Annotated in this window: 20 protein-coding genes; 7 read left to right on the forward strand and 13 right to left on the reverse strand. The window is 36.5% G+C overall.

Annotation, left to right across the window (positions count from 1 at the left end; genetic code table 11):
- Nucleotides 1–7: 7 nt before the first annotated feature.
- Both dcuC and rihC read right to left on the reverse strand, forming a co-directional pair.
- Complete coding sequence (dcuC, locus tag IGK03_RS08215; RefSeq protein WP_002360057.1) at nt 8–1,381, reverse strand: C4-dicarboxylate transporter DcuC; 1,374 nt, start codon at nt 1,379–1,381, stop codon at nt 8–10.
- 16 nt (nt 1,382–1,397) lie between these two features.
- Nucleotides 1,398–2,351: a ribonucleoside hydrolase RihC gene (gene rihC, locus IGK03_RS08220; protein ID WP_002383111.1), complete on the reverse strand. Its 954-nt coding sequence runs from the start codon at nt 2,349–2,351 to the stop codon at nt 1,398–1,400.
- Between the two features lie 146 nt (nt 2,352–2,497).
- Here rihC and IGK03_RS08225 point away from each other — a divergent pair, with 146 nt between their 5' ends.
- Together IGK03_RS08225 and IGK03_RS08230 are read left to right on the forward strand one after the other, a co-directional pair.
- Complete coding sequence (locus tag IGK03_RS08225; RefSeq protein ID WP_430602224.1) at nt 2,498–4,411, forward strand: PfkB family carbohydrate kinase; 1,914 nt, start codon at nt 2,498–2,500, stop codon at nt 4,409–4,411.
- A 118-nt stretch (nt 4,412–4,529) separates the two neighbouring features.
- Nucleotides 4,530–6,038, forward strand: coding sequence for a helix-turn-helix domain-containing protein (locus tag IGK03_RS08230; protein ID WP_430605036.1), 1,509 nt, complete (start codon nt 4,530–4,532; stop codon nt 6,036–6,038).
- Between the two features lie 314 nt (nt 6,039–6,352).
- Here the strand turns inward: IGK03_RS08230 and IGK03_RS08235 are convergent, their stop codons facing one another.
- The 7 genes from IGK03_RS08235 to IGK03_RS08265 form a co-directional block, all read right to left on the reverse strand.
- Nucleotides 6,353–7,198 (reverse strand): hypothetical protein, encoded by an 846-nt coding sequence (locus IGK03_RS08235; protein ID WP_002365799.1) that lies wholly within the window; start codon nt 7,196–7,198, stop codon nt 6,353–6,355.
- A complete protein-coding gene (locus IGK03_RS08240) occupies nt 7,191–7,718 on the reverse strand; it encodes a 5-bromo-4-chloroindolyl phosphate hydrolysis family protein (RefSeq protein WP_016616926.1) in 528 nt (175 codons plus the stop codon). Before IGK03_RS08240 ends, IGK03_RS08235 begins: the two co-directional genes overlap by 8 nt.
- A 286-nt stretch (nt 7,719–8,004) precedes the next feature.
- Nucleotides 8,005–8,724 (reverse strand): MIP/aquaporin family protein, encoded by a 720-nt coding sequence (locus IGK03_RS08245; protein WP_002357140.1) that lies wholly within the window; start codon nt 8,722–8,724, stop codon nt 8,005–8,007.
- A gap of 7 nt (nt 8,725–8,731) precedes the next feature.
- Entirely contained in the window at nt 8,732–10,561 is a 1,830-nt protein-coding gene (gene glpO, locus IGK03_RS08250) for a type 1 glycerol-3-phosphate oxidase (protein WP_002379559.1), read from the reverse strand.
- Nucleotides 10,562–10,581: 20 nt separating this feature from the next.
- Nucleotides 10,582–12,087 carry a glycerol kinase GlpK gene (glpK, locus tag IGK03_RS08255; RefSeq protein ID WP_002357138.1) on the reverse strand — a complete coding sequence of 502 codons (1,506 nt, stop codon included), beginning with the start codon at nt 12,085–12,087 and terminating at the stop codon, nt 10,582–10,584.
- A gap of 276 nt (nt 12,088–12,363) precedes the next feature.
- Nucleotides 12,364–13,830, reverse strand: a complete 1,467-nt coding sequence (locus IGK03_RS08260) for a helix-turn-helix domain-containing protein (RefSeq protein WP_002385844.1) — start codon at nt 13,828–13,830, stop codon at nt 12,364–12,366.
- Nucleotides 13,820–15,154 carry an FAD-dependent oxidoreductase gene (locus IGK03_RS08265; RefSeq protein ID WP_002374545.1) on the reverse strand — a complete coding sequence of 445 codons (1,335 nt, stop codon included), beginning with the start codon at nt 15,152–15,154 and terminating at the stop codon, nt 13,820–13,822. The genes IGK03_RS08260 and IGK03_RS08265 overlap by 11 nt, the downstream gene beginning before the upstream one ends.
- 179 nt (nt 15,155–15,333) lie before the next feature.
- Here IGK03_RS08265 and IGK03_RS08270 point away from each other — a divergent pair, with 179 nt between their 5' ends.
- The gene (locus tag IGK03_RS08270; RefSeq protein WP_002357135.1) at nt 15,334–15,690 is read left to right on the forward strand and encodes a hypothetical protein; all 357 of its coding nucleotides are present in this window, start codon (nt 15,334–15,336) and stop codon (nt 15,688–15,690) included.
- A 33-nt stretch (nt 15,691–15,723) separates the two neighbouring features.
- Nucleotides 15,724–15,885, forward strand: coding sequence for a hypothetical protein (locus IGK03_RS08275; protein ID WP_002357133.1), 162 nt, complete (start codon nt 15,724–15,726; stop codon nt 15,883–15,885).
- Nucleotides 15,886–16,127: 242 nt separating this feature from the next.
- On the opposite strand, the gene IGK03_RS08280 is transcribed toward IGK03_RS08275, so the two are convergent.
- The 4 genes from IGK03_RS08280 to IGK03_RS08295 form a co-directional block, all read right to left on the reverse strand.
- Complete coding sequence (locus tag IGK03_RS08280; RefSeq protein ID WP_002385841.1) at nt 16,128–16,568, reverse strand: hypothetical protein; 441 nt, start codon at nt 16,566–16,568, stop codon at nt 16,128–16,130.
- Between the two features lie 69 nt (nt 16,569–16,637).
- Entirely contained in the window at nt 16,638–17,174 is a 537-nt protein-coding gene (locus IGK03_RS08285; protein WP_002364151.1) for a GNAT family N-acetyltransferase, read from the reverse strand.
- A 69-nt stretch (nt 17,175–17,243) separates the two neighbouring features.
- On the reverse strand, nt 17,244–19,949 hold the full coding sequence (locus IGK03_RS08290) for a cation-translocating P-type ATPase (protein WP_010707395.1): 2,706 nt from the start codon (nt 19,947–19,949) through the stop codon (nt 17,244–17,246).
- 317 nt (nt 19,950–20,266) lie between these two features.
- Complete coding sequence (locus tag IGK03_RS08295) at nt 20,267–20,917, reverse strand: YczE/YyaS/YitT family protein (RefSeq protein ID WP_002366868.1); 651 nt, start codon at nt 20,915–20,917, stop codon at nt 20,267–20,269.
- An 88-nt stretch (nt 20,918–21,005) separates the two neighbouring features.
- Here IGK03_RS08295 and yeiL point away from each other — a divergent pair, with 88 nt between their 5' ends.
- The 3 genes from yeiL to IGK03_RS08310 all read left to right on the forward strand — a co-directional run bounded on the left by yeiL (nt 21,006) and on the right by IGK03_RS08310 (nt 23,429).
- Nucleotides 21,006–21,671, forward strand: coding sequence for a transcriptional regulator YeiL (gene yeiL, locus IGK03_RS08300; RefSeq protein WP_002362037.1), 666 nt, complete (start codon nt 21,006–21,008; stop codon nt 21,669–21,671).
- Between the two features lie 71 nt (nt 21,672–21,742).
- Nucleotides 21,743–22,138 (forward strand): DUF3224 domain-containing protein, encoded by a 396-nt coding sequence (locus tag IGK03_RS08305; RefSeq protein ID WP_104802070.1) that lies wholly within the window; start codon nt 21,743–21,745, stop codon nt 22,136–22,138.
- A 109-nt stretch (nt 22,139–22,247) separates the two neighbouring features.
- Complete coding sequence (locus IGK03_RS08310; RefSeq protein ID WP_002365813.1) at nt 22,248–23,429, forward strand: multidrug effflux MFS transporter; 1,182 nt, start codon at nt 22,248–22,250, stop codon at nt 23,427–23,429.
- Nucleotides 23,430–23,438: the final 9 nt, after the last annotated feature.

Consider the following 23,438-nt stretch of genomic DNA (forward strand, 5'->3'; position numbering starts at 1 on the left):
TATTCTCTTAATAAGGTAACAATAGAATCGACAAGACAATCACACTAATAATGCCAATGATGGTCGGTACACTCGTCCGTTTTAAAATTCTGATGGGACTAACTCCTACTGTTGATGCGACAATCATGACAACTGCTGCTACAGGAGAAATCGTTCTAGTTAAATTCGCGATCATCTGCATTGGCAAGGAAATTAAAATACCATCAATCCCAGCTTTTTCGGCAATCCCAGGGATTAGTTCGATAACCGCATAAAACATTGCCAGTCCACCACCGCTTAAAATTCCAAAAAGGGTCGTTGCACCGCTGAAAATTAAGGTCGTAACGATTCCTGCTGAACTTGACGCTTCGACAGATGCCATAATACTATCAATAATTCCTAACGTTTGAATCGCAGACGTGAACAATGAACCGCCTACGACAAGCATCACGACTTGACTAAACCCTTGCCCCATTCCTTTAAACATCTCGACAGCCGTATCTTGAACCTTTTTAAAAGATTTCAAGCGAAGCGTCTCAACCAATACCGCAATGAAGAAAGAAATAAATGTAAGAACAAAAATATCCATCGTTATTCCTTTAATAAACATTCCTGCGATTCCCACTCCAACAATTAATAATAGCGGTAATATTGGCAATATTGCATAAAATTTAGGAACATCAAATTCTTTTTGTTTGCTTAAGCCCTCTTCATTTAATGAAACATAGGCAGCCTCACCTTCTTTTTTATCGCAGTATTTTTGCCAGAAGTACTGTGCAACCGCAATGATTAATAACGATGGCAGCGAAATTTTGGCATTCCATACAACATAATTTAACACATCATAACCAAGGGTATTTGCGGCGATTACGTTATCCGCGCCTAAAGGTGTTGGCATGATAGTTGCCGTCATTGCAATCACACCTGCAGCAGTTAATGATGAAATCCCCATGCTGGCTAGCATCGGATATAATATAGACATTAAAATAATCGCTAAACTTGATGCACTAGGAACTACTAGTGACATTAAATTTCCAATCAAAAAGACCACAGGGACAAATAACGATTTACGTTTAATCTTCATTAATGGTTTCACCAAAAAGTTGACAGCCATCTGATTGGCCCCGATTGCATTCATATAGCCTGAATAACCAAAAAGAATCATAATTACAATTCCTGCTGAACTCACTTGTGCAATAATTGTATCTTTAAACTTCAAGAAAATATCAAATAATCCAAAACCGGTTCCTTCTCCTGCAGGATAAATGGGATGTCCTAACATCCATGCACATGCAAGTAGAACAAGCGCACCAATAATTAAACTGAGTGCGGGATGATAATTTTTTACAATCAAATAGGCTACAACAACTAAAACGACCAATACCAATAAACTTTCAATCATACTTATCCTCCTTCAGTTAATTAACCGCTTTCATTTTTTCAACAACCCATTTTTGAAAAGCTTCAACGTTTACATCTATACAGGCAACGGCATTCGTGTTTTTATGATACTTCATTTTTAAATCCGCAACAGTAGCTCCCGCAGCTGGACCTTCCAAAGCAACTTCAATGAACGTTTCAGTTGTCTCAAATAATTCTGGTGAAGTTAAATAGGCAATCGCACAGACATCATGCATTTTCAAACCTGTAGTTAAACTGCCGCCTCTATAATGACGGAAAAGACCATAAAACATTTCCCCAACTCTACCAAGCGCTCTGATGGCTGTTACTTCATGATTCGTTAACACAGCTTGACTTGTAACATCTAATCCTACCATTGTTAGCGGGACACCTGATTGGAAAACAATTTGTGCAGCGTGTGGATCGACATACGTATTAAATTCGGCACTTGTATTTGTATTTCCCCTTGCTAATGAGCCACCCATCATGACGATTTCTGCAATATTTTCTTTGACTTCTGGATAGAGGGTCAGTAACAAAGCAATATTCGTTAATGCAGCAATTGGAACAATGGTCAAAGGAACATCACTAGACAGAATTTCTTTTCGCATAGCTTCCACTGCATGAATATCTAAACACGTAGAGATAGGTTGCGGAAACTCAAAGCCATCCATGCCAGTCTCCCCATGAATCTCAGCAGAATCTTCCAATTGAATAAGTAACGGACAATTACACCCCTTGGCTACAGGAACCTTTTTCCCAAAAAAATCGACAAGTTTCAAGGCATTATTTGTTGTTTTTTCTACATCTACATTCCCTGCAACCGTCGTTATTAAGCGAACTTCTAGGTTAGGATGATTCAGTGCAATCGCTAAAGCTACAGCATCATCAATTCCTGGGTCCGTATCAATAATGATCGGTCTTTTCTTTGTATCCATTTTTCTTCCTCCATTCACATTTAGGAAAAACATTTCCGGAAACGTTTTCTTAACTTGAGATTAACAGCGCTTTCATTAAAAGTCAAGCAGAATTTCTAAATAATAAATAATTAGGCTTTTTCTTGACTTTCTGCTTTTAGAATGCTTACTATAAAAAAGAGTTCAGTGAAAGGACGAAAATGATGAATATTAAAGATATTGCAAAATTAGCTGGCGTTTCCGCTTCAACTGTATCCAAAATTATAAATAATAAAGATCAAACTATTAGTAAAGAAACCCGTGAGCGTGTCTTAAAAATCGTTCGAGATTACAACTACACACCTTACTCAGCAAATCTCGTCACAAATAGTACTACAAAAACCTTCGTGTTATTATTAAATAGCCATGAAACTTTTGAGGCTTGGGTTACGAGCTTTATTGATAAAGCTCAAGAAAATGGCTATAACTGCTTGATTTTAAATAGTCACGGTAGTTTAGAACAAGAACTGAAAAATATTACCTCGCCAACTTTAAAACAAGCCAGTGGCATTATTTGGGACCCAATCAATGAAAACAGTAAACAATACGCGAAATTTATAGAAGAATTAACGATTCCTTACTATTTCGTCAATCACTCAACTAACGAATTGCCTTCTCTAGCGGGGCTTTATGAAGAAGCTAGTTATGTTTTAACCCAAGAATTATTACAGAATAACCATAAAAAAATTAGTTATTTCGTCACTAACCAAAAATATAAAGAAGCAATTATTGCAGGCTATAAAAAAGCCTTGTTTGATGTCAATTTACCCTTTAATAAAGAAAATATTTTGACCACTATCCCTGCTGATTTCAGTAATCAGCTTATCACAGATGGGATTACGGGTATCCTTACCGATGACTATACCCAGGCTGTTTTTTTGGAACAGCTTTTAAAGCAGAGCGGTTTGCGAACCCCCGATAATTACTCTTTACTCGCAATTAAGCGAAAAATTGATCGTTCATTTTTACCTGATCATATTTCTTCCGTCTTATTAGATACAGAGACGTTTGGCAGCCAGTTAGCCTTATCATTGCTTAACAAACGCAAAGAAAAAACAGCCTTGATTAATGAGACTGAAAAATTGGTGCTAGATCACAAAAATACATTAGGCATGTCTAGTGTTAATCCACATAGCAAAATGATTGTAGTGGGTAGTTTAAACGTTGATAATTATCTGTATTCAACAAATTTACCACATAATGGTAAAACAAATTTTTTGTCTAGCTATGCTAAATTCCCCGGCGGAAAAGGATTAAATCAAGCTGTTGGCTTAACCAAACTGGGCCATCAGGCCACTTTAATTGGTTGTTTAGGCTCAGACACAGATGCGAATTACTTATATAAAGAATTAGAAAAATACCACGTTACGACAGATGGTATCACACGTATTCAAGATACTGAGACTGGTCAAGCATATATTTATGTTGAGACAAGCGGCGACTCCATGATTTCAATCTTACCTGGTGCAAACACAGCGCTTACGCCTAAAAAAATCGCACAGCAAAAACACCTATTTATGGATGCCAGTTTTTGTCTCATTCAAACAGAAATTCCTTTGTCTGCTGTAGAGAAAGCTTGTGAAATTGCCCAACATTCAGGCGTACCGATTATTTTAAAACCAGCTGCTATTCATCATATTCCAGTGAATATACTAGAAAAGGTTGATTTTTTCATTCCCAATGAAGATGAATTATTGGAACTTCAACCAGATACTGGTACATTAGAAGAGAAAGCGGCGTACTTCTTAGAAATGGGCGTAAAAAATGTCATTGTTACTTTAGGAAAAAAAGGCGTGTTATTAAAAACACCCCAAGTGTGCCACTATTTCCCTGGAACAGAAAATATAGCTGTGGATAGTACTGGTGCCAGTGACAGCTTTATCAGCGCGCTCGCCTCCTATCTTTCGAAAGGTTATCCGACTGAAGCAGCCATTCAGATAGCAATTCAGGCTGCAGGATTTTCAGTTTCTAAAGAAGGGGTGATTGATTCTTTAGTTGACCACGTCACTTTGGAAAATTATTTGATAAAAAAAGAACCCGCTCTTTTTGCTCATCGTAACACCTGTGTCGACTGACACAGGTGTTTTCCTGCTGAATATCTTGTTATTTTCTCATAAACCAATGAGAATTGTTCTTTTTTATTACAATTTATTAGGCGAACTATTATAATAAAAGAGAAGTTATTACTAAGGAGTGAGTCTCATCAAAACACAAGATGCCATAAAAACATTTTTACTTTCAAAGAAAACACAAAAAAAATTGGCTGTCTTTTTATACTTAGCAAAACAAACGAACCTTGATTTATCTAGTGTTGCCCGAAAATTCGATCTTTCTACTAAAAATTTATCAATTTATCTTCGTGAAATTCAAGAAGACTTAGCAACCCTTCCTGAAAATACCTTAGAGATTCAGATCCATCACGGAAAAATTTCATTACATACGACTTCCAATGATTTTCTTTCCCACTATTTTTTATTATTTAATTATTACTGTGTCCATTCTACTGACTTCATTCTTTTTCAAGCAATTATCAAAAAAGAAAACAATTCTGTCTGGAAAGTGAGTCAAGAAACTAATTTTAGCTCATCTTACATTTACAAACGGTTAAATAACATTAATAAACTATTTGGTTTGTATGGAATTTCCGTCCATTTTTCCCCCTTCGCGAGTAAAGTGATTACAGGTTCTGAATTTCAAGTCCTATATGCTTTTCTTGATGTCTACTGGACCATCTTTTTAAATACCTTAGCCTTACCACGTTATACCTCTACTTATTTTGAAGATATACTGACGCAACATATTAAACCAGAAATTCTTGAACGCTTGGAACACGCTTCTCTACTAAAATTAAATTTACTTTTACACATCGCAAAATATCGCTTTCCATATACTTGTGAAGATGATCTCCAAAAAGAATTTGAAGAACATCCTTATTTAAGGCTTTTCTCAGACTCAAAACAAACTATTTTTTGTTCCCAATCAAATTTTTCAGAAGATCAACAGCGGGTTGTAGATATCATTGCACCCATTGCCATTGATAATTTTGATTCAGCAAAACGAGCCAAAGATTTACTGACTGCTCTAAATGAAATTTCTTGCCCAGAATATTTCTACGTTGATTCTTTATTAACCAATTTTTGCGAAGTTTTTCAAATTCCAAAAATGCGTGAATTTGATCGTCATTACTTCTTACTTATTTTATTTAAAAATATTATCTATAACCAATTATTTATTTCACAGCAACCAAATACCGCGATTCTAGATTTTTTAGTCAATAAAAATAGTACTTATCAAAAAGATTTACAGAAAAAAATTTATGCTTTTTATCAAAACTTTTCAGCGCATTCCCCTTATCAGTTAAGATTTAAGGATCAGGAGAACCCAATTTGGACATGTGAATTGTTGTTACGAATTTATAAGCACTATAGTCCCCGCAAAAAAATTAAAATTGGTGTTGCATATTCTCGCGATTTTTACATTGCTAGCTTTATTATGATGAAAATCAAGCAAGCATTTAGTGAGGATATTATTTTTGAACGAACCGATTTTTCTAGTTGTGATATTGTGATTACTGACTATCCCTTATTTGATTTACCAAAAGAAATAGACCGAATTTACATTTTAGAAGAAGAATTAACCCGAGAAGATTGGGAACTAATTTTCAGTAAAATAAGTATCGCCATTTTTGATTTGCAATATTAAAACAAACATCAAGCGCCAACCTGTCTCACCAGCCATAATGAAAACAAGCGACCTACAAACCACTTCTGCCAGTTTTAGTCTGACAGAAAATAGTTTGTAGGTCACTTGTATATTGCTGTTCTTTTCTACGTTACCTTCAAAGACAATCTAGTAAGTGGGTACACGTCGTACTTCAGTCCTTAAAGTGCTACGCTTCCACCGCTGATCAGTTTTTAAGCCTGAGACGAAGATCCAAAGTGTTTTTTGTCTCAGGCTCTTACATTTTTTCAACAAAGGTATTGCTAGGCGCTACTTGAAGCTGAAAACTATTTTCTCTATCGAGATTCCTCATCAGTAGACTCAAATTTAAAACTTTTTTCTATAAAAGCGACTTCTTTTGCGTATGTTTTTACAAAAGAAGAATAGTCTTTGGGATCTTTGACCTTTTCCAATTGGTCAACAGAGACTTCTAATTCAAATCCTGTTCCATCTTTAAAGAGATAATATTTTGAGATGTCTGTATATCCTTGATTCCGTTTTAAAATATAGCCGGTTTGTACATCAGCAATTTTATCAATTGGATATGCTTTGATAAACTCTTTACTTGTATCCAAATAATCAGAAAGACTGTTGACAAGATTGCCAGAAAGGTACATACCTGCCGATGTATAATAGTCTCTTTTTTCATAAAAACTGATATTGCCTAGATATTTTGTATCTGGATACTCCTCTGTAGAAGGTAAAATTAAAAAGTTCTTTCCGCCACTGGTTTCAATATCGGCATCGCCGATAATTTCTATTTGGTAGCCTTGATTAAATAAAAGTTTATTTTGTTCTATTGTGACTTTTAGTGGTTTTTCTAAATCAACAGGTCCAGTTGTGGTAAGTCCAGCTTCTTTTAAAGGATAAACATCTTCTGATGAAGCGGAGTAATCCCAATAATCATCTTTCTCCGCAAGATCAATATATACTATAAAGCCAATTGCTACAGCAATGCCTATCCAAATAATTTTTTTGTTCTTTTTTTGTTTTTTCTTTTTTTTCGTCTGTGGTTTTACCACTTTTTTATTGGGGTTAGGAAGTTGCTTTACTGTGTCTGTTCTTGTGACAGGAAAAAACGACCATTTTGGCTTTTGAAAAAGTGCATCATATGTATCATAAAAATTCTTTTGTTTAGCCATTTTTTCTCTCCACTAATTTTTTTGATAAGGAAATTTCCTCAGATGCTTCGGAGACTAATCTTTCATAATCATCTGTGATACTTTCCGACAACACTCGTATGGTACTTAAGATACCATTAGTTGCAAGTGTTATTTCTTCTGTTGACAATTTATCTTCTTTAATGCTTAAAAACCGTTCTGATGCTCGTAAAATCTCTGGTACCTTATGATATAAAAAATCACTAAAATGAGTAATTGCTTCAGGATACTTCACTAAGTGTTTAAAGATGCCTTTAGCGGAAGCAACACCCAGTTCTACTTGTTCAATTTTTTTTAAATTTCGTGACTTATTCGTTAGTTCGTTTAAATAAATAATTTGTTTTTTTAATTCGTCCATAATTCTTTGGTACATCTCTAGGTCACTGTCCGTTAGATGGTGCGTCGTTTGATATTTTTTTAGATTTTTTTTATAACGGAAATACATACGACCATTTCTATAAATAACCCAACCAATGTACCCAGTCCCCACTAACAAAACCATTATCCCTTTCAAATCATTTACTCCTTTTTAAATTAGTATATATTACTGAATAACACACTGTCCAGCTTAAAATTGACAAATAAGTATGAAGTGTTACTCCCCCAATTACTTGTGCACTTTTATTGTATCATATAGAAAAATTGTTCTGTTCCGCATTTGGACAAATTGTCTAAATGTCTAACGAAATCTTTTTTTGTTTAATATGTAGCAAAAAACACTTGCAAGAATTGATTACTTCTCACAAGCGTTTTTTATTGTCTAAAACAACTATTTACATTTCATTTTATTAAATAGTGAATAAATAAATTACTGCAGCTAATGAAGCACCTAAGATAGGTCCCACAATTGGCACCCAAGAATAAGCCCAATCAGAATCACCTTTTGTTTTCACAGGAATAATTTGGTGCGCTAAACGAGGTCCTAAATCACGTGCAGGGTTAATTGCATAACCTGTAGGTCCGCCTAATGATAGACCTAGTCCTAAGACCAAAATCCCAACAAGCATTGGGTTAATGCCAGCCGCTAAGTCGTTTTGAGAAAAGGCTAGTAAGCCAAAAACCAAGACAAATGTGCCGATAATTTCTGTTAAAACATTGGCTGGATAGTTACGGACAGCTGGACCAGTGGCGAAGGTTCCTAAAATAGCACCTTTGTCTTCTGTAATGTTCCAATGGGGTAAATAAGCTAACCAGACAACTAAACCACCAATAAAACCGCCTAGGACTTGAGCTACGATATAAGGTAAAACCATGCCCCATTCAAAGTTTCCAGTAATTGCCATCGCAACTGTTACAGCAGGATTTAAATGCGCTGGACTCATATACCCAGACATGTAAACAGCTAATGTAACAGCAGCGCCCCAACCTAAAGCAATAACGACCCAACCAGAAGCAAAGGCTTTGCTTTTCTTCAAGTTAACTGCGGCACAGACGCCATCCCCTAGTAAAACTAAAATCATCGTTCCGAAAAATTCACCGAATAATTGTGTCATCATCGAAGTTCCCATTTTTTCTTCACCCTACTTTCAAATTTTTTAAATCTGATTCTTCAATTACTTTTTCTAATGTTTCAATGTGTCGTGCTCTTTCTTCCGCTGTCCATTGATAATGCTGTGCCATTTCTTCAATGACTCCCGCTTTCACTTGGTCCAAACGATCACGCATAAATAATAAGTGGTTGGTCCGTCGCAATAAAAAATCGACGGGTGTTAAAGCCATTTCTTCTTCCATCGCATAGTTTAAAGAGACAGTTTCTGTTAAGGTTAAACCAGGAATTACTTTGGCATCATCAATCATTTCAAAAACAGTTGGTACGTTGGAGCCATATAAATGAGCTAAGTATAATGCATCCTTTTCACTTAACCCTTTAGACACGCCATGTTTTGCCAACGCTTCTAATTCTTCGTCTACCGTTGCAGGGTTCAATTTTCCGCCTGAAACTGGATAGTTTTTAGAATCTATTAAGGTGAATTCTTTCTGGTATTCTTCTGCTAAGATGGTTTGAATCATTTTCATCGCACCTTCTGCCATTTTACGATAATCTGTTAATTTCCCACCAGCCAAAGTGAGCAAGCCATCCGCTGATCTTTCCAATGAGCTGCCTCGAGAGACAGCTGAAGGATTGACTTTATTTTCCACCAAACTGTCTTCCAGATGGTTTAGGACTTCTTCAATTTCTCGTTTATCTGTTTGGTTTTTTTGGTATCTGTCAACGACATCAATGACTTCATCAATACTTTTATCTGAAAGTTTGCCATTGTTTCCCCCGTTATAATCTGAGCCACCGTTAGCAGAAATTAAAGGTCGTAAGCCAGCCCAGCTGGCTTCAATATCATCAATTGTCAATTGTACCTCTGGATAACGATTATTGACTACTTCCAATAGGTAATCCACATCACTTTGTTCTACTGTTGGATGTTGAAAGTCTCCATGGTAATCTGTATCCGTCGTCCCAAAATATGTTTTTTCTTCTCTTGGAACAACGAAGACCATGCGGCCATCTTGTTTACCTGTATCAAAATACGTTGGTTGAGGAACATTTAAACGGCTTTTGTCGACAACTAAATGAACCCCTTTGGTTGGACGCATTTGTGGTGTAAATGAATCGTTTTTGTCTAAGCCTCTTAATTTATCTGACCAAGGACCAGTAGTATTAATCACAACATCTGCGTGAATCTCAAACTGTTCGTCAGTTAGTAGGTCCTTTGCTTGAATGCCAGTAATTTTACCTTCATCATTGTATAAAAAGCCCACCGCTTGAACCCGACTCACAGCATGTGCCCCGTCAGCTACTGCTTGTTTAATATTTTCAATAACTAAACGAGCATCATTATTTCGGTAATCTAAATAAACACCGCCACCTTGTAGACCTTCACTTTTTAGTTGTGGCTCACGTGCCAAAACCTCGTCTTTTGTTAACAGATAGTTGGCGTACTTGGTACCTGTTACATCAGCTAACTGATCATATAAATCCATTGCTATTTTGACAGAAAATAGATTAAATGTTGCATTTGGCTCATCATAAATCGGCAATAACATGGGATCCGCTTTAGGGATGTGTGGCGCAATGGATTGAACGACGGCTCGTTCTTTCACTGTATCTGCTACCACCTCCACGTCAAACGTTTTCAAATAGCGGATACCACCATGAACTAATTTGGTTGATCGTGAAGAGGTGCCCTCTGCGAAATCCTGCATTTCAATTAACCCTGTCTTCATTTTAGCGGCACTGGCTTGCAGGGCAACGCCTGCGCCAGTAATGCCACCACCAATAATTAAGACATCTAAGTGTTGTGTTTTTAAAGCGTCGATTGATTGTCGGCGTGTTTCTATTGAGAAAGTCATAGAAAATTCCCCTTTTCCATTTACTTATTTTTACGTTTGAATTGTTGGGTAGCTGCTACTGCTTGTTGCCAACCTTCATATAAATCTTCTCGTTCTTCTTCCGCCATAATGGGTTCAAATTGTTGTCCTTCTTCTTGGAATGCTTTGATTTCTTCTAAGTCTTTCCAGAAGCCAACCGCTAAGCCCGCCAAGAAAGCTGCGCCTAAGGCCGTTGTTTCTAAGTTATGGGCTCTTTGAACAGCAGTGTTTAAAATATCTGCTTGGAATTGCATCAAGAAATCATTGTTTGCTGCTCCACCGTCTACTTTTAAGACAGGAATGTCTATGCCTGTATCTTCTTTCATCGTGTCAATAATGTCACGAACTTGATACGCAACTGCTTGAAGTGTCGCTTTGACAAAATCTTCTCTCGTGGTACCGCGTGTCAATCCAAAGACAGCCCCACGCGCTTGTGAATCCCAATATGGTGCACCCAAACCAGTGAATGCAGGAACCACATAAACTTCATTGTGCCCTGTTGACGCTTTGGCTACTGCTTCAGATTCCGCAGCCGTTTGCAACATTTTTAAGCCATCTCGTAACCATTGAATCGCTGAACCAGCCACGAAGATACTTCCTTCCAAGGCATAATATACTTTGCCGTTAATGCCATAGCCAATAGTGGTAAGCAGATTATTTTTAGAAAGTTGAGGTTCTTCGCCAGTGTTCATGACAATAAATGAGCCTGTTCCATAGGTATTTTTAACCATCCCAGGTTCAAAGGCCATTTGACCAAATAAGGCGGCTTGTTGGTCACCAGCCATCCCAGCGATAGGAACTTCACTTCCGTAAAAATGGTAATTTTTTGTTAGTCCATACACTTCAGAGTTCGAAACGACTTTCGGTAACATCACTCGTGGGATATTTAAAAGATCCAAAATTTCTTGATCCCAATCTAAATCATGGATATTAAACAACATCGTCCGACTTGCATTTGAATAATCAGTGACATGAGTATCTCCCGTTAATTTCCAAACGAGCCAAGTGTCAATTGTTCCAAACATCAATTCTCCATTTTCTGCACGTTCTTGCGCACCTTCTACGTGATCTAAGATCCAACGAACCTTCGTTGCTGAGAAATAAGCATCAATGATTAACCCAGTTTTTTCATGAATCATTTCGCTGTAGCCATCTTCTTTTAGTTGATCGGCAATAGGTGTCGTTTGGCGTGATTGCCAAACAATTGCGTTATAAATGGGTAACCCAGTTGCTTTGTCCCAAACAACGGTTGTTTCCCGTTGGTTTGTAATCCCAATTCCAGCAATATCTGTAGGTTTCACTCCTGACTCAATTAAAGAACCTGCAATAACGGATTGAACAGAATTCCAAATTTCATTGGCATTATGTTCCACCCAACCTGCATTAGGAAAATATTGAGTAAATTCCTTTTGTGAACTACCAATTTTGTTTCCTTTTTTATCAAAAATAATTGCACGAGAACTAGTCGTTCCTTGATCAATCGCCATAATGTATTTTTCTTCTGCCATGATAATTCCTCCTAAACGTTTTTGAAATCGTTTTCTTTATGTCCCTATCTTACAAACAAAAGAATAACTAAACATGTCAAAAACTTTTTTTATTTTAAAAAAATTGAAAGGATTTCTACTAAAACCAACAAAGATAACGCTTTCAATAATACTTTTATTATCTCTAATTTTTCAATAAAAAGAAACATTTTTGTTTAAAAAAGCCTAATTTTCGACTTTTAGTTGTAAAAAGGCTGGTGCGAGGATCAGACAATTTCCGTCACACCAACCTTTTGTTTATTTCTCCCGCAAGGTGCGTATTTTCTTTTTTAATTGTTGCACATCATAGGTCGAACTTAATTCTGACAAAACATAGACTTCCGGTGTTCCTTGATAGCTCGTTTGCTGATAATTGGTCACAATTAAATCATATGTTTGTTCAGGCTGATACCTCTCCACCAGCGTGCCATTCATATTTTTAAGACTAAGCATTAATACTTGTGTTAACGCCGCTTGATAAAGAGCATCCATTGCTAAATGAATTCCAATTTTTATTTCACCAATCATTTTAAATTCAATTAATGCCAACACGCTTAAATATTTGACCAGAGAAAGTTCATGCAAACTATCTCCTGGTTGATACGTTTCATCAAAACAAGCTAAAGCTTTTTCTAATAACGTTGTTGAAAAAGAAGCTAATTCCCGACTAGATAATTGCTGTTCTTTTTCCCAGATATGGGCCCGATCAAAAACTTCCAATTCTCCTTTAAAAAAATAGAGTTTTCCATGAATTTGTGAAAAATAGTAAGCCATGGTTTTCTCAAGAGTAGGTTCAAATTTATGGGGCCGATAATACAAGACCACATTTTCCAAGATAAACGTATCAGCTAAAGAAACAGCGGAACGACGTCCCCGAATTAAGGAATATTCATCAAAAGCTGATTCTGGTAAGACCGACATTGTGATTAGAAAAACAAAATGAATCATGCTTTCTCCTTCGTCTAATTCTAATGAATAGCGACTAGAAAAACGGAAAAACAATTGTCGAACTTGCTTAAATAACGGATCTTCTTTAAAATCAATCATTTTCTTTCTCAATTGTTGATATTTTTTTGAAGTAACCGCTAGGCGCTTTTTCGTAATACTCAACCAAAGGCTAACTTTTAACGCATTATGTTCATTAAAAGTAAAACCTAAGCCAGTTTCAATCCCTTCAATTATCCGTTTATTTAACGGGGACATCGTTTTTTTCTGGTGTGTTTCATAGGGAGTAATATACCAATACAACTGAAAGTAAAAGTAACGAATCTGCAATTCTTCTCCCTGTAGTTGTCCATTTTTTATTTGCAAATCAAAGGCGGCTAACAATTGATTGAGTTCCTTAATCTTTCGAAATAAAGAAGACTCACTAATCATAAATTTAGTCGTTAATTGAACAATAGAAAACTCTTTATTACGATATAAATAATCTAAAAGTTGAAATTTAAGAGACTCTTTTACAAATGCTTCAATTAAATGATTCAACGAAAAAAAATCCGATAAGGTGATTGATAGCTGTTGGCCATCATAAGTAAGCTGACAATCCTGTCCAAAAGGTTTCAAAAAATAATGTAAATCCTCTAAGTCTTTTTCAAAGGAGGCTTTTGTGACCGCTAAAAATGCTGTTAAATCAGAGACTGAGCAGGTACCGCCTGCTAAGATGGTTTGTTGCACCGTTAATAATTGTCGCATCGCTTTCTTTTCCAATAACGTCTCAACTTTCATCGTTCTCTCTCCAATAAGCCGAAGCACCCATCAAATTTGTAATATCATAAATATTGGTTAAGGAAGGTTGATAAAAATAATCTTTTTGTAATAGGTCTGTCAGTGTCTGACCTGTTTGGATACTTAATGCTAACGTATTTATTTTTTCTAAACAATTGTTTTTTGAACAAAGCTGTGCCCCAAGGACCCGTTGTGTCACTTTATCATAGATTAATTTGCCTAAAATTTCTGTCCCATGTTGTAGAGGCGGCGCTGGCTGTCTAACAATTACGGAAGCAAGTGTTTGCGGAAAAAATAAACCTTCCGTTTCGGTTAGACCTGTACTAGCAAGGTAATAGTCCCCCACTTTTGTTCCCATTGTTCGCAAAGAGCCAATGAATCGGTGTGTTTTTTCTTCTAAATTGTTGGCGACTACTAAGCCAGTTCGTACCGCATTGTTCACTAACGGAGCATAAAAAGTTTCCGCGACTGGTTCATTCATAACTGAAATGCAATCTCCGATGGCAAAAACATTTGGCACTGAAGTTTGTAAATAAGCATCCACCGCGATTGTCTGATCCAGATTTCGTTGAATTTTTTTATCCAAATAGGCTAATTGAGGATGTAAGTTTAAAGCAAAAATCCCACTGTCACAAGAAATTTTCTGTTCGCTTGTTTCAAGAACAATACCATTTGCTGTTTCTTCAATTCCTAGGACCGTTTCTTCAAAATGGAAAATTACTGCTTGTTTTTCCAAAGATTTTTGAACATCTGCAACCATTTCTTTATCAAAATATTTAGGCAATAGATTTTCTAAACTTTCAAAGACATGGACCGTTTTCTTCATTTTCACAAGAAAATCAATAGCTTCCATTCCAATGGGTCCTGCACCAATGACGGCTACTGTCTGGCTCTTTTCCAGTAATGGAACAGCCGCTAAAGCACCTGATAAAAATTTATATTTGAGTAATTTTTCTGTTTGACTACCACGAATTTGCGTGGAAAATTGGCTCGCGCCTGTCGCTAAAATCAATTTATCATAAGAATACCACTGTTGTTCTTCCTTTTGCGCCCAAGCAATCAGTTGGTTCTCAACATCCATTGCCACGACTTCTCTATTTAAAAGCAACTGAATCTTTTGACGACGTAATTCCTCTTCCGTTATGTAACGTGCTTCGTGTAATTCATTGATGGTATGATTAAAATACGCACTTAAGCCACCAGATAAATACCCCACTGTTGCTTGTTTGTCAATTAAAGAAATTTCTGCTTGGGGATATTTTTTCCTTGAAGCAATTGCTGCGGAAATACCTGCGAATGATGCACCAATAATCACAATTTTCATTTGTTTCCTCCTCTGTCAGGACCTATTATACTTCTCTCAGTTTATCATGATTAAAAAGAATGCTAAAGCAACAACTATAGTTTTCCCTTAAAATAATTATTTTTGCTGAGCGCATTGCTTTTCAAGCACTTTCATTTTCATTTATAATAAATGTTACTACTGTTTGAGGAGGAGTTTTCATGTCTGCAACGAAAGAGCAATTGGAACTATTTTTATTTTATTTATCTGAAACCCATACAAAAAGTTTATCTTTACATGACTTAGTTACAAGTCGACCACGCCCAGAAGAAGCGCGTATTTTATTAAATATTAACGAGGTTTTCACTTACTACCATAGCGCTCGTGTTCTCTACACAAGTGTTCCTGCTCTTGAAAACAACAAGTCTGAGCCTTTTTTCCAAGCCTTCGAAAATTTTTATTTTGAATTAAAACAACATTTTTTCAATGAAGAAGATGAAACCAATCAATTGAATGAACGTCTAGAGGAAATGAAAATTGCCTTTGAACAATTGACGGATGACTACAATGTTCTATAATAGAAGAGAACAATTCGTTGAGAAGGGGTCCTTATGAAGCAAGAAGAAGTGATTGAACGTTTAAAAGAAGAACTAAATTTGCCATTTTTTAATGGTACGCTAGAAGAAAAGAACTATTCTGAAGCAGATTATCAACAAATCAAGAAAGAGTTAATTCAATACTTTGATGATTATGTGCGAAATGTTGAAAATTAACAAGCTAAAACAACCTTTGATTTTAATAAAATCAAAGGTTGTTTTATTATCAAAATAAAAAAAATAACAAAAAAACCACCGGCAGTTTTGCCGATGGAAAAGGAGTATTTACTCAATAAGAGTAAAATGAAAAATAAAAAGGTTGTTGTTGGTATGAATTAATAATACAATACACTTTCTCTTTTGTCCATAAAAAAGACATGAAAAAAATATTAAATTCGTTAGTTATTTTTATTAGTTTTTTATTTTTTCAAAAGAATGTTGCTCATTCGCGTAATGGCAAAGGTTAATTCATCCGTTGCTTGGTCTTGCTTTTCTTCTGAAGCGTTAAATAAATCTGCATCAATGCCTGTTTCTGGATCTGTTGCTAAAATCATTTCATTGCATCCTGCTACATATTCTGTATAAGCATGTTGAAATTTTTTGTGAATGCCAAGTACTTGTGGTGTTGGTTTTAATGTTCCGACTTTTTTGAGCATTAATTCATATTTTTCAGTACCTTCTTTAAATTTTGCTTGAATTTCTGCAATTCGTTCGGCTGTTAAATCATTCACTTTATTCTTATCGATCGCTTGACGAACTTCTTCGTAATATGGATTCATGACTTCGCCAATGTCTTCTGTTGTTTTAACGATATCATTAATTGTTTGAACGTAAAATCCTAAATTTGGTCTCATAACCATCCCTCTTTTCCCTTTTCTCTTTCACTCCATTTTACACTTTTTCTATTCCATCTGACAAGTGGCACTTTTTCAGTCTTCATTCTTTTGATTTTTAACAGAGAAAACATAGTGAGGCATCGTTTTGCCACGGTATGTTTTAATGTATCGATCCCTAACAAGCATCTGGTTTCGAATAGCGACATTCATAGAGGCTAAGTTCGTATCACGAATCGTTGAAATAACTTCTGGAAAATTTAATACATCGAATGCGTACTGTTTTGCCGCTGCGGCAGCTTCAATCGCATACCCTTTGTGCCATTCTTTCACACATAAATGATAACCAATTTCTGGATAGCTCTTACCTTTTACTAATTGATTGGTGAGACCACACTCGCCGATGACTTCGCCTGTTCGCTTCTTCTCTAACGCCCATAAGCCGTAGCCGTATTCTTGATAGGACTGTAAGTTCCACTTTAGCCAGTTTGCAACCTCTTCATCAGAAAAAGCGTGTTCATAGGCATACATCACATTTTCATCTTGCAAAAATTTTTTCAATTCCACTTCATCTTCCGACTGCCATTCTCTGACAATAAGTCGTTGTGTTTCGAAAATAATTTTCCGTTTCAAGCCCTTTCACTCCTTACATAAAGAAAAATTGACTGGTTTAAGTACCAGCCAATTTTCTTTTCTTATTTATTAAGCACCTTTACCTGCTTTACGTTGGAAGAACTTCACAATTTCCACAATTGGGATGATAGCAAAAGAAGTACCTGCTACAATTGCCCATTGATATGCATCTAAATGTGTAACGCTGAATAAATCATTAAATCCTGGAATAACAATCGTTGCAGCTAATAGCAAGAACGAAACAAGAATCCCATAGTTAAATGATTTGTTGCGGAATAAGCCAACTTTGAAAATTGATTGATAAATCGACTTCACATTAAAGGCATGGAACAATTGAATTAATCCCAAAGTAGCGAAGGCCATGGTTAAAGCATCGCCGTGTTGTAAATCATACAACGCTTGCGCCGATAAGTTTGTGTTAGCTGCGGTATGTGCTGGGAACATAATTGACATTTTGTACACAATCAAAGTCAATGCCCCTTGCGTAATCCCTTGGTAAACAACACTGCTTAAAACGCCGCCAGAGAAGAAGTTCGATTTTTTACCACGAGGTTCATGGCTCATCACATCACGTTCTGCTGGTTCCACACCTAACGCAATCGCTGGGAAAGTATCCGTTACTAAGTTAATCCACAATAAGTGAACAGGTAACAAGGTATCCCAATTGAGCATTGTTGCAATAAACAAGGTTAATACTTCCCCTAAGTTAGCTGAAAGTAAATATTGAATCGTTTTTTGGATATTTGAGAAAACTTTACGTCCTTCTTCTACTGCCACAATAATTGTTGAAAAGTTATCATCGGCAAGGACCATATCTGAAGCACCTTTTGATACTTCTGTTCCGGTAATCCCCATACCAATGCCGATGTCAGCAGCTTTTAAGGCTGGGGCATCATTTACGCCATCACCAGTCATCGCAACCACTTTTCCTTCTTGTTGCCACGCTTTAACAATCCGAACCTTGTGTTCTGGTGAAACACGAGCATAGACAGAGTAGTGTCCCACGACTTGTGCGAATTTTTCATCTGACAATTCATTTAATTCAGCGCCTGTAATGACTGCATCGTCGTCGCCTTCTTTGATGATGCCTAAACGTGCCGCAATTGCTTCTGCTGTATCACGGTGGTCACCCGTAATCATAATTGGACGAATACCCGCTTCTTTCGCGACTTTTACAGCATCTGCAGCTTCTTTTCTTTCTGGGTCAATCATACCGACTAAACCAGCAAATGTTAAATCTTTTTCCACAAGTTCAGAACTCATTTCGGCTGGAATCGTCTCAACATATTTATAAGCCATTCCTAAAACACGTAAGGCTTGTTTCGCTAATGAGGTGTTGGTTTTCAAAATTTCTTGACGTTTTGTTTCATCTAATGGACTTGTTTCTCCATTTGATAAGATTTCCGTACAACGTTTCAATAATTCATCTGGTGCACCTTTGACAGAAACTAGGAAGCCACCTGTTTTTAATTCATGAACAGTAGTCATTAATTTACGATCAGAGTCAAAAGGAATCTCTGCCACACGAGGTTCAGCTGCTACTTTTTCGGTTACGTTAAACGCATGATCTAAACCAAATTGTACTAAGGCAGTTTCTGTTGGGTCACCAATTAATGAACCATCTTGAGCGATTTTTGTATCATTCGTAAAGTTCATGATTTTTAAAGCCATATTATCGGTAGGGATTTCTGTGGAAGCAGATAAAACTTGACCATCTGTATACAACGCTTCAACGGTCATTTGATTTAAGGTTAGTGTACCTGTTTTATCTGAACAGATAATATCTGTACTTCCTAATGTTTCAACGGCTGGTAACTTACGGACAATCGCATTTTTCTTGGCCATTTTTTGGGTCCCTAAAGCCAAAATAATCGTGACAATCGCTGGTAATCCTTCTGGAATTGCCGCTACAGCTAACGAAATTGACGTTAATAACATGTCAATCCATGAACGACCATTCATCATTCCTACCACAAACATCACCGCTGCAATAACTAGAATGGCAATTGTTAACATTTTACCCAATTGGTTTAAGTTTTGTTTTAAAGGCGTTTCCGTTTCTTGTTCGCTTGCTAGCATGCCAGCAATTTTACCGACTTCTGTATTCATTCCTGTGCCAACCACAACGCCAAGACCACGTCCATACGTCACATTACTATTGGAATAAGCCATATTGATTCGGTCACCGATACCAATATCGGTACCCTCTAAGATGGTTACTTCTTTTTCAACTGGAACAGATTCACCGGTTAACGCTGCTTCTTCAATTTTTAAGCTATTCGCTTCCAATAAACGTAAATCGGCTGGAACGACATCCCCTGCTTCTAATAAAACAATGTCACCTGGCACTAATTCATCACTTTTAACAGTAATGACGTGTCCATCACGGCGAACATTCGCATTTGGTGAAGACATTTCTTTTAATGCTTCAATGGCTTGTTCCGCTTTAGCTTCTTGGATGACCCCAAAGATGGCGTTCAAGATAACAACCACTAAGATGATAATCGAGTCTACCACATCATGGGAAAAGACGGCTGAAATGACCGCTGCCGCTAATAAAACAATAATCATAAAATCTTTGAATTGCTCAAAGAATTTCACGGCAAGTGATTTTTTCTTCCCTTCATCTAGCACATTTTCCCCGTACGTTTCTAAACGCTTTTGAGCCTCCTGTGCACTTAATCCATCAGTTGTTGTGTTCATTTTCTCCAAAACAACTGTGTCGTCTTGTGCGTAAAATGCTTCAGACAATTGTGTTTTCTTTTCTTCTGACATGTTCTTCCTCCTCTATTTTTTGCAGCATCCTTCAAGTACTATTTTACATTTCATCAAAAATAAATGAAAAAAAATAGACTTGTGTATGCTACTTCGTCGAACATACATAAGTCTCACCGTTTAAGACAACACCAGAAATTGCTTTCGGAGTTGGTGATGTTGTCACAGCATAAATACTGTCAGTTACTCCCTCATGAAAAAACTATTTAACATTGATTGGAGAACCAATGTTATGAATAATTACTTAATTAGTATACCGTTTTCCACTCTTTTTTTCAAATAAAAGTTCTGCTCATTTGAAAAAAACTGAAATCCTTTCATTCGGATTCCAGTTTCTTGATTTGTATTCGTAAAATACGCTGTTGTCCCCGCTTTCTCGACCAACTAATAACCCAAGAAAGTAAGAAAAGACTAATCACGGTTCCTTCACGAACAAAAATCGGCAAATGATAACTAATGGACAATCCTAGTGCTAAACTGACACAAAAAATATCAACTAAATAACGATAAACCTGAAAACTATAGCGCGTTCTTTCAGAAATAAGTGTACAAAATTTTTCAATGGGAAATTGCAAAACACCTAGTGCAACTACCTGTCCTGTCCCAATTCCTGCTATGATTGTCCCTAAAATAAATAGAACAATTTTAACCAAATAATTTTGAAAAACAAGCGAACCAAATAATTGATATAAGAAAAAATTAATGACAAAACCAAAGCCAATTAACGCCACCAAAATAATCAAATAGTCCTGAATTTTACGCTGCTGATCTAACAACCAACACGTGCCTAAAAAAGCGAAATTAATAGCTGTGGTAACAGTTCCGACTTTTAAATGAGTAAGTGTTGCAAAGGTCACATTAAACGCATTAAAACTGCTAACCCCGATGCCTGCTTGAATTGTCAAACTGATGCCCAATGCACTAATTAAATAAAAAAGAAACGATAGTACAATTTTTTTCTTCCACATTATAAAAACTCCTCTACTCTTGATACGTCTATTATGTGCTACAATAGAAGAAACAAATAGGAGATATCTCCTATTATAAGGAGAAAAAATGCTTAAAACAGCCTACCAACGATCACCGAAACAAGAATTAGCTAAAAATACGCCTTTTTTTAATGAAACTGATTTAAAACACAGTTTTATTATCGATTTTGAAAATCAAGAATTCATTCATCACCAAGCAGAGCCATTAAATTATCTTTTTTATTTAATCAAAGGAAAAGCGAAAATTTTAAAAACAGAACGCAATGGCCGCCAATCCATTGTTCAGTTTTTAACGACAGGTGATTTAATTGGCGATTTAACATTAGTTCAAGCGGAAACGATAACCAAGGACGTTATCGCCTTAGGTGAAACCTGTTGTTTGGCTGTACCTTTAGCTTACGCAGAAACTGTTTTAAAAAACAAGGTGCTTTTTATGCAGCAACTCAGCCATTATCTAGGGAAAAAAATGCTCCAACGGGTGGACCACTTTACAACGAATCAGACCTATGAACTAAGTTATCGGCTAGCGGAATTGCTATTGGTTGCTGCTAATCACGAAGATGTTTATAAAGAAAAACATACTGAGATTGCCGAATACTTAGGGGTTAGTTATCGCCATCTTATTTATACCTTCAAACAATTTCGAGAGCGCGGCTTTATTCAAAAACAAGGAACTGCTTATCACATCAACCGCTTAGCGTTACATTCTTTTGTGCAAAAAATGAAGAGTTAAAGTGGTGGATTGTTGACAAATAGTGCGCTTCCCGCTACCCTATTCTTATTAATAAGAAAGAAGTGACAGCAATGGAGCAAGCAGCATTTACTGTATCTAGTTGGCAAGAACAACCGATTGACAATCTTAATGAAAATTTCCCAGTGAATCAAGCGACCGCTACTTATCAATTGTCAGGCGCCTTATCTGGGACAGCTTCTGTGGAATACTTAATGACTTATCAAGGCTCTTCAATGGCTGATGGGCTTGAAGCTGTGGCTCAAGTGGTCGGTTTCCTACATTTCGAAGGAACTTATTTAGGAAAAAAAGGCACCTTTACTGCTTGCGAAAAAGGGACGTTTACACAGGGTCTTTTAGACTGCCCAGGTGAACTATTTCAAGCATCAGGTGAGCTTGCCGGTTTATCCGGTCGCTACACTTATGAATTTAGTCAAGAAGAAGCGCTTCTTCATTTAGACTTTGTATAATAAAAAATTTCAAGGAAAGTTGGTGACATTATTTTACTTATTTTAAATTTGGCGGTTGTAAAAGACAATGGGTGTTTTTGATTAGATTAAACTTTTAAGGAGAAAAATCATGAAAAACACCCGAAACACCGTCCCATCATTACTAATTATTATTTTGCTTGTGGGATTTCCACAAATCAGCGAGTCGATTTTCACACCTATTTTACCAGCGCTGAGTTCTGCTTTTAACATTCACGATAGCGTGGCACAATTAACCATGAGTATTTATTTTGTTGCCTTTGCCGTTGGCGTTTTATTCTGGGGAATTCTATCCGATACGATTGGACGTCGCCCAGCTATGCTATTAGGAATTTTATGCTATTTAATTGGAAATATTGGCCTTTTTTTGAGTCCGACATTTCCTTGGCTGTTATTCTTCCGTTTAATTCAAGCATTTGGTGCAAGCGTTGGTTCTGTTATTACTCAATCGATGATGCGGGAAAGCTTTAACGATCTTCAAAGAGGGAAAATTTTTGCTCAAACAAGCGCTGCCCTATCGCTATCTCCTGCCATCGGACCCTTAGTCGGCGGACTTGTTCAAACCTATTTTGGCTATCAGCATGTCTTTAGCACCTTAATTGTCATGGCTGTTCTATTACTTTTCTATAGTTTTTATCGTTTACCAGAAACCTTTCACTTAGGAAATACCTTAACGAAAGCGCCTTTTTGGTCCGTGGCGAAACGCCTTTCCTTCGACTCGAAAGTTTGGTGCTACGGCTTATTGATTGGGGGCATTAATGGTTTATTGTTTAGCTACTATGCAGAAGCTCCGTTTATTTTCATCAATCACTTTGGCTTTAGCAGTGTCCAATATGGCTTTCTTGGTTTAGTTTTAGCTGTGTCTAGTATTCTTGCTGCGGTTCTTATCAATTGGTTGCTAGGATATTGGTCAGCGGAAAAAATTGCATTTGCTGGTTTGCTGCTAAGTATCTTTGCGGCTTGCTGTTTATTAATAATGACACAATTTGAAACAATCATTGGTCTTATTTTGTTTATTTTTCTCTTTTTCTTAGGGATTAATATTACTTTGCCCAATGCCTTAAGTATGGCCTTAAAAGGCTATGAATCTGTAATTGGTACTGCCAGTGGAATTTTTAGTTTTGTCTATTACTTGTTTGTTAGTTTCTTTACCTATTTGATTAGTTACTTTCACAATGGTACCATTTGGGTCTTACCGCTTTACTTTTTAAGTTTTGCTTGTCTGTTAGCTTTCAGCTATTATGTCATTGTTTATCGTAAAACTTTAAAATAAAAAATCAAG

The sequence above is a fragment of the Enterococcus sp. DIV2453a genome, assembly GCF_050533535.1.
GTDB lineage: Bacteria > Bacillota > Bacilli > Lactobacillales > Enterococcaceae > Enterococcus > Enterococcus faecalis.